Raw genomic sequence first — 7,781 nt, 5'->3', positions numbered from 1 at the left:
AACGGCTTAAAACGTTGTACGGATCCTGCATCTCTTCACCATCTGACGAGCGCGAGACGATTTCGGTTGCGCAGGTCGGGGAAGACGGCGAGCATCCGATTCATGTGCCGAAATCGCATCTTGTGCGAATCATTCGGCCACGAGTTGAGGAGATTCTGGAGCTGGTCCGTGACCGGTTGCAGGCTGCGGGCTTCGCGCCACAGGCGGGACGGCGGCTTGTCCTGACCGGCGGCGCGGCGCAACTGACCGGCATGCCTGAGGCGGCGCGCAGGATCATCTCAAATCAGGTGCGCGTGGGCCGTCCCTTGGGTATTCAGGGGCTGCCCGAATCAGCCAAGAGCCCCGCCTTCTCGGCGGCGGTCGGGTTGCTGATTTATCCGCAGGTCGCCGGCGTCGAGCATTTCGAGCCCCGGCGCAGAGTAGTGACGCAGTCCACGGGTACCGATGGATACATGTCCCGCATGGGACGATGGCTCCGCGAAAGTTTCTGAGTTTAAGCAGCATTGGAACCCAGGACGGCGCGGCGGCCAGACTGGATTCCGGCACATGGAAATAAGCGGGGCGCGAGAATGCGCTCCCAGTCGAGAGGCCAGACGATGACGATCAATCTCAAAGCTCCCGAGTTGCGGGAACTGAAGCCCCGCATCATGGTGGCGGGCGTCGGCGGCGCCGGTGGCAACGCTGTCAACAACATGATTGAGTCCGGCCTCGTCGGCGTGGATTTCATCGTTGCGAATACGGATGCGCAGGCGCTGACCGCGTCGAAGGCGGATCGAATCATCCAGATGGGCCTGCAGGTCACCGAGGGCCTCGGCGCCGGCTCCCAGCCTGAGGTCGGTCGCGCCGCCGCGGAAGAAGCGCTCGAGGAAATCCGCGATCACCTCGCCGGGGCGCATATGGTGTTCGTCACCGCCGGCATGGGCGGCGGCACCGGCACCGGCGCTGCGCCCGTCATCGCGCGCATGGCGCGCGACATGGGCATACTGACGGTGGGCGTCGTCACCAAGCCGTTCCAGTTCGAGGGCGTGCGCCGCATGCGGGTCGCCGAAACCGGCATCACGGAGCTGCAGAAGGCCGTCGACACGCTGATCGTGATTCCGAATCAGAATCTGTTCCGCGTCGCCAACGAGAAGACCACCTTCGCCGACGCCTTCGCGATGGCCGACCAGGTGCTCTATTCGGGCGTCGCCTGCATCACCGACCTGATGGTCAAGGAAGGCCTCATCAACCTCGACTTCGCCGACGTTCGCGCCGTGATGCGCGAGATGGGCAAGGCGATGATGGGCACCGGCGAAGCCACCGGCGAGAAGCGCGCGCTGACCGCGGCCGAAGCCGCGATCGCCAACCCGCTGATCGACGACTCCTCGATGAAGGGCGCCCGCGGCCTGCTGATCTCGATCACCGGCGGCAAGGACCTGACGCTGTTCGAAGTCGATGAAGCCGCCACCCGCATCCGCGAAGAAGTCGATGCCGATGCCAACATCATTGTCGGCGCCACCTTCGACGAAACCCTCGACGGCGTGATCCGCGTCTCCGTGGTCGCCACCGGCATCGAGCAGGCCCTGCTGGCCCGCAATGCCGCGGCCCCCGCGGCTGCCGTGACCAACGCCGTTGCCGCGCCGACGACCCCGGACGGCCGGCTCGCCGACCTGACCGCCCGGCTGCGCGCCGACAACCAGCGCGCCGTCGCCACCACCGCGCAGAAGACCGACGCGCCGCGTCCCGGCCAGGCTCCGGCCGCGCCGCGCCCGGCCGCCAGCAACCACGAACGCGCCGCGTTGGCCGCCATTGCGGCAGCCGTGGCACCCGAAGCGAACCAGCCGGTCGCCCAGGTCTCCAGCCAGCCGGCCTCCTATGGCGATGTGACGGTGCGCCCGATCGCGCAGAAGCCGTCGCTGTTCCCGGATCGCGAAGCGCCCCGCGCGGAAGTCCATGAGCCGGCGCCGCCGGAGCAGTTCATCCCGCAGGCTGCGGAGCGTGCGCCGATGCGCGCGCCGCGGATGCCGAAGTTCGAGGATTTGCCGATGCCGGCACAGAACGAGATCCGCCAGGCTCGCGGCGAATCGGAAGATGAACCGCAGAAGGTACGGATGTCGCTGCTGCAGCGTCTCGCTAATGTCGGCCTCGGCCGTCGCGAGGAAGACGCCGAGCCAGCCCGTACCGCGCCCGCAATGGCGCCGATGCCGCCGCTGCCGGACCGCAAGCCGCAGCGCAGCGTCGCGCAGCAGATGGGCAACGAGCCGGTGTCCGAATACGCTCGCCGTCCAGCGCCTCAGGGCCTGGACAACCACGGCCGTCCGGCACCTGTGGCCCCCGCGCCACAGGGCGACGACCATCTGGATATCCCGGCGTTCCTGCGCCGTCAGACCAACTGAGGTTTGTTACAATCATGACGACGATAAAGGCCCCGGTTACGCACCCGGGGCCTTTATCTATGCTGCGCTGCGCACGTATCGATATCTTTAAGTGTTTGATATTAAAGGAATAAAAATACGGGACTTGCGCTGCGCCGCACTGAAACATGCGGAAACGGTGGCAACTTGGGTGAACCCTTGGCTCGATTGCGGCAGAGGTTGGGTAACAATCGGTAAAAAAGCGTGAGTTGGCGCACTTTGTGGCGGTCGGTATGGTTGCTGCGACTCGGGGACTTGAGAACGACCGGACCGGTCGGAATTAAGTGAGTCGCATTTGGGTGGGTTACGAATGAAATTTAGCCGTCAGACAACGCTTTGGTCGCAGGCCACCGTCACCGGTGTCGGCGTCCATTCCGGTTTGCCCGCCAGTGTGACCCTCGGACCTGCACCTGTCGATGCAGGTTTTATTTTTGTCCGCACCGGCCTCGAAGGCCCGGATCGCGAAATCCAGGCTTCTCCCAAATCCGTCATCGCCACCGCCTTCGCCACCGTGATCGGCGACCGTGACGGCCCGCTGGTATCCACCGCCGAACACGTCCTTGCAGCGCTGCGCGGCATGGGTGTCGATAACGCCACCATCGAAATTGACGGCCCGGAAATGCCGATCATGGACGGTAGCGCGAGCGCCTTCGTCGCGGCCATCGATCAGGCCGGCATTGTCGAGCAGGCCGCCCGCCGCCGCTTCATCCAGGTTCTCAAGCCGGTGCAGGTCAGCATCGGCGACTCGTTCGGCGAACTCCGCCCGCATGCCGCCGGCTTCCGCGCAGAGATCGAAATCGATTTCGCCAACCCGGTGATCGGTCACCAGAGCTACGTGCTCGACCTCAATCCGCAGAGCTTCCGCCGCGACATCGCGCGCGCCCGGACCTTCGGTTGCATGAATGACGTCGCCCGTCTCTGGAGCGAAGGTTTCGCCCGCGGCGCCTCGATGGAAAACTCCGTGGTGTTCGACGACACCCGCTTGCTCAACACCGAAGGCCTGCGCTATTCCGACGAGTGCGTGCGTCACAAGGCGCTCGATGCGGTCGGCGATCTCGCGCTGGCCGGCCTGCCGCTGCTCGCCGCCTACAAGTCGATCCGTGGCGGCCACAAGCTGAACCACGCCGTGCTGAGTGCCTTGATGGCCGATCGCAGCGCCTGGAAGATCGTCGAAGCCGAACCGGCCACCCGTCGCCGCGCGCCCGCCGAGATCGCTAGCGGTATGCTCGGCGGCATGATCGCTCCGGCCTTCGGCCCCGACGTTTCCTGATCCTGGGCGGCGCTTGAGCGCCTTCCATCGTCCCGGACACCCGCAGTAACCATAACCCGCTGTATTGCCGCCACCTTCGCCTTAATCCCGGCGAAATGCCTGCGTATCCGGTTGGTTAACGGACTTTATCAGGCTAAACAGGCACGCGGTCGCACATCGAACCACGGGCAGGTTGCCGGTTGGTCCGCGATCGTGCGCGGATCACGCGCGGGGCACCGCATCACAGGCGTCAGGTCTTCATCTATGTCGGCACAGCGTATGCTCGAACTTCGCCACACGCGTATCAACGGATTTGGTCGGCAGCTGCGCATGGCCCTTGGCCTGATCGCGCTGGCGATTCCGTTGAGCGGCTGCGGCACCGGCGCGCTCTGGGACAAGTTCGGCACCAAGGACGACACCTTCGTCGAGGAGCCCGCCGACAAGCTCTACAATGAGGGCCTGTACCTCATGAACCAGAACAAGGATCCGAAGGCCGCCGCGAAGAAATTCGAGGAAGTCGATCGCCAGCATCCGTATTCCGACTGGGCGCGCAAATCGCTGCTGATGTCGTCCTATGCAGCTTACGAAGCCGGCGACTACGACACCTGCATCGGTTCGGCGACGCGCTACGTCACCCTGCATCCCGGCAGCCCGGATGCCGCCTACGCCCAGTACCTGATCGCCGCTTCGCATTACGACCAGATCCCCGACATCTCCCGCGACCAGGGCCGTACCGAGAAGGCGATGGCCGCGCTCGAGGAAGTGGTCCGCAAATATCCTGCGTCGGAATACGCCACTTCCGCCAAGAAGAAGCTGGAAGGCGCGCGCGACCAGCTGGCCGGCAAGGAAATGTCGATCGGCCGCTATTACATGGACAAGCGCGACTACACCGCCGCGATCAACCGCTTCAAGACCGTCGTCACGCAGTACCAGACCACGCGCCACGTCGAGGAAGCCCTGATGCGCCTCACCGAGGGCTACATGGCGATCGGCATCGTCGGCGAGGCGCAGACCGCCGCCGCCGTGCTTGGCCACAACTTTCCTGACAGCAAGTGGTACAAAGACGCCTATAATCTTGTAAAGTCCGGCGGTCTCGAGCCGAGCGAGAACAAGGGTTCCTACATTTCCAGGGCCTTCAAGCGAATTGGCCTCGGTTAGGAACTAGACTCCAATGCTGGCCCGTCTTTCGATCCGTGACATCGTCCTGATCGAACGGCTCGATATCGAGTTCGCCCGCGGCCTCGCGGTGCTGACCGGCGAGACCGGCGCAGGAAAATCCATTCTTCTCGACGCTTTCGCTTTGGCGCTGGGCGGTCGCGGCGACGCCAACCTGGTGCGCCACGGCGTCGAGCAGGGCCAGGTCACCGCCGTGTTCGACCTCGCCAAGGGTCACCCGGCGCTGGTGATTCTCGCCGCCAACGGCTTCGAGGACACCGGCGAGATGATTCTGCGCCGCGTGCAGCTCGCCGACGGTCGCACCCGCGCCTTCATCAACGATCAGGCCGCCAGCGTGCAGACCCTGAAGGCGGTCGGCGCCGCGCTGGTGGAGATCCACGGCCAGCACGACGAACGCGCCTTGGTGGACGCCGCCACCCATCGCCGGCTGCTCGATGCCTTTGCCGGGCTGGACAAGGACGTCGTGGCGCTGGAGAGCCTGTGGGAGGACCGCAAGGCTGCCTATGCCACGCTGGACGCGCACCGCGCCAACATGGAGCGCGCCGCCCGCGACGCCGACTATTTGCGCCACGCCGCCGACGAACTGAAGAAACTCAAACCCAAGGACGGCGAGGAAACCGCTTTGGCGGACCGTCGCACCGGCATGATGCAGGGCGAGAAGATCGCCGCCGATTTGCGCGAGGCGCAGGACGCCGTCAGTGGCCATCATTCGCCGATCTCGACCTTGGCCGCCGCGGTGCGCCGGCTGGAGCGCCGCGCCGGCTCGTCGCCGGCGCTGGTCGAGCCCGCCGTGAAGGCGATCGACGTCGCCATCAACGCGCTGGAAGAGGCCGACCAGCACCTCACCGCTGCCCTGATCGCCGCCGATTTCGACCCCAGCGAGCTGGAGCGAATCGAGGAGCGGCTGTTCGCGCTGCGCGCCGCGGCGCGAAAATACTCGACGCCGGTGGATGGCCTGGCCGCGCTGGCCGCCAAATTCATCGCCGATGTCGCCACCATCGATGCCGGCGCCGGGCAGTTGCAGGGCCTGGAGAACGCCGCTGCGGATGCCGACAGGAAGTACAGCGCCGCCGCGTCAAAACTGTCGCTGTCGCGCATCAAGTCGGCCGAGAAGCTCAACAAGGCGGTTAGTACCGAACTGGCGCCGTTGAAGCTGGAGCGCGCCAAGTTCATGACCCAGGTCGAATCCGATCCGGCCAATCCGGGCCCGCAGGGCATCGACCGCGTCGAATTCTGGGTACAGACCAATCCCGGCACCCGCGCCGGGCCGATGATGAAGGTCGCCTCCGGCGGCGAACTGTCGCGCTTCCTGCTGGCGCTGAAGGTGGTGCTGTCCGACAAGGGTTCCGCGCCCACGCTGGTGTTCGACGAGATCGACACCGGCGTCGGCGGAGCGGTGGCCGACGCCATCGGCGCCCGGCTGGCGCGGCTGGCCGGCAAGGTCCAGGTGATGGCCGTCACCCACGCCCCGCAGGTTGCGGCTCGTGCCGACCAGCACCTGCTGATCTCCAAGGACGCGCTCGACAAGGGCAAGCGCGTCGCCACCCGCGTCAACACGCTGGCCGCCGATCCGCGCCGCGAGGAAATCGCCCGGATGCTGGCGGGTGCGGAGATCACGGCGGAAGCGAGGGCCGCTGCGGACCGCTTGCTGCGGGGCGCGGCGTAGAAACTAGCGTCCAACGCAACTCTCGTTTCCCGGACGCGGTGCGGCATTCTTCATGCCGCTCCGCAGATCCGGGATCCCGCTTCCTCTCTTCTCATGGCACCGGGACCCCGGATCAGCAGCGCACCACGTCGCAAGCGCGACGCGTTGCGCAGCATCCGGGGAACGAATCCGCGCCCCGTCTTTTCTCCTGCCACGCTTCATCGTATCCATAGCCATGGCCCGCACAGCAAAACCCACCACCGCCCCCGATATCGCTACCCTCACCAAGCCCAAGGCGAAGGTCGAGCTGATGCGGCTGTCGCTGGAGATGGAGGCGCATAACAAGCGCTACTATCAGGACGATGCGCCGACGGTCTCCGATGCCGAGTACGACGCGTTGCGTCGCCGGGTCGAGGCGATCGAGCAAAAATTTCCCGAACTCGTCACCGGCTCGTCGCCGACGCAGACCGTCGGCGCTGCGCCCTCGCGCGCCTTTGCCAAGGTGCAGCACGCGGTGCCGATGCTGTCGCTCGGCAATGCGTTCAGCGACGAGGAGGTCGCCGAATTCGTCACCCGCATCCAGCGCTTCCTCAAACTCGACGAAATCCCCGCGATCGTTGCCGAGCCGAAGATCGACGGCCTGTCGCTGTCGCTGCGCTACGAGGACGGCGAACTGGTCCGCGCCGCCACCCGCGGCGACGGTTTTACCGGGGAGGACGTTACCGCGAATGTTCGCACCATCGATGACATCCCCAACAAACTGAAGGGCAAGAATATCCCCGCCGCCTGCGAGTTGCGCGGCGAGGTCTACATGCTGAAGAGCGACTTTCTCGCGCTCAACGCGCGGCAGGTCGAGGCCGGCGAGGATCCGTTCGCCAATCCGCGCAATTCCGCGGCCGGCTCGCTGCGCCAGAAGGATGTCTCGGTCACGGCCTCGCGGCCGCTTAAATTCTTTGCCTATGCGTGGGGCGAGATGTCGGACTATCCGCTGGACGAGCCGACGCAGTGGGGCATGCTCGACTGGCTGAAGAAGGCCGGCTTCACCGTCAATCCGCTGATCACGCTGTGCGCCAGCGTCGAGGACGCGCTGACCTTCTATCGCAAGATCGGCGATGAGCGCGCTTCGCTGGGCTACGATATCGACGGCGTGGTCTACAAGGTCGATCGCATCGACTGGCAGGCGCGGCTTGGTTTTGCCGGCCGCGCGCCGCGCTGGGCGATCGCGCACAAGTTCGCCGCGGAGCAGGCGACGACGATCCTCAACGGTATCGACATTCAGGTCGGTCGCACCGGGGCGCTGACGCCGGTAGCGCGACTG

Annotated in this window: 6 protein-coding genes; all 6 read left to right on the top strand. The window is 65.6% G+C overall.

The features are described 5' to 3' along the window. Positions 1-491: cell division FtsA domain-containing protein (locus JWR89_RS16205; RefSeq protein ID WP_366142994.1), on the top strand; the 491-nt coding region annotated here is incomplete at its 5' end. Between the two features lie 105 nt (positions 492-596). Then, on the top strand, positions 597-2,375 hold the full coding sequence (ftsZ, locus tag JWR89_RS16200) for a cell division protein FtsZ (RefSeq protein WP_299717903.1): 1,779 nt from the start codon (positions 597-599) through the stop codon (positions 2,373-2,375). Positions 2,376-2,703: 328 nt separating this feature from the next. Then, positions 2,704-3,663 carry a UDP-3-O-acyl-N-acetylglucosamine deacetylase gene (gene lpxC / locus JWR89_RS16195; RefSeq protein WP_299717901.1) on the top strand — a complete coding sequence of 320 codons (960 nt, stop codon included), beginning with the start codon at positions 2,704-2,706 and terminating at the stop codon, positions 3,661-3,663. Between the two features lie 243 nt (positions 3,664-3,906). Continuing rightward, positions 3,907-4,800 carry an outer membrane protein assembly factor BamD gene (locus JWR89_RS16190; protein WP_299717899.1) on the top strand — a complete coding sequence of 298 codons (894 nt, stop codon included), beginning with the start codon at positions 3,907-3,909 and terminating at the stop codon, positions 4,798-4,800. A 13-nt stretch (positions 4,801-4,813) separates the two neighbouring features. Further along, on the top strand, positions 4,814-6,484 hold the full coding sequence (recN, locus tag JWR89_RS16185) for a DNA repair protein RecN (RefSeq protein ID WP_299717897.1): 1,671 nt from the start codon (positions 4,814-4,816) through the stop codon (positions 6,482-6,484). 214 nt (positions 6,485-6,698) lie between these two features. Continuing rightward, on the top strand, positions 6,699-7,781 hold a 1,083-nt coding region (gene ligA, locus JWR89_RS16180), incomplete at its 3' end, for an NAD-dependent DNA ligase LigA (RefSeq protein WP_299717896.1).

Source organism: Tardiphaga sp., from assembly GCF_028290785.1.
GTDB lineage: Bacteria > Pseudomonadota > Alphaproteobacteria > Rhizobiales > Xanthobacteraceae > Tardiphaga.
The sequence above is the reverse complement of the archived record's forward strand: the minus strand, read 5'-3'. Positions and strand labels throughout refer to the sequence as shown.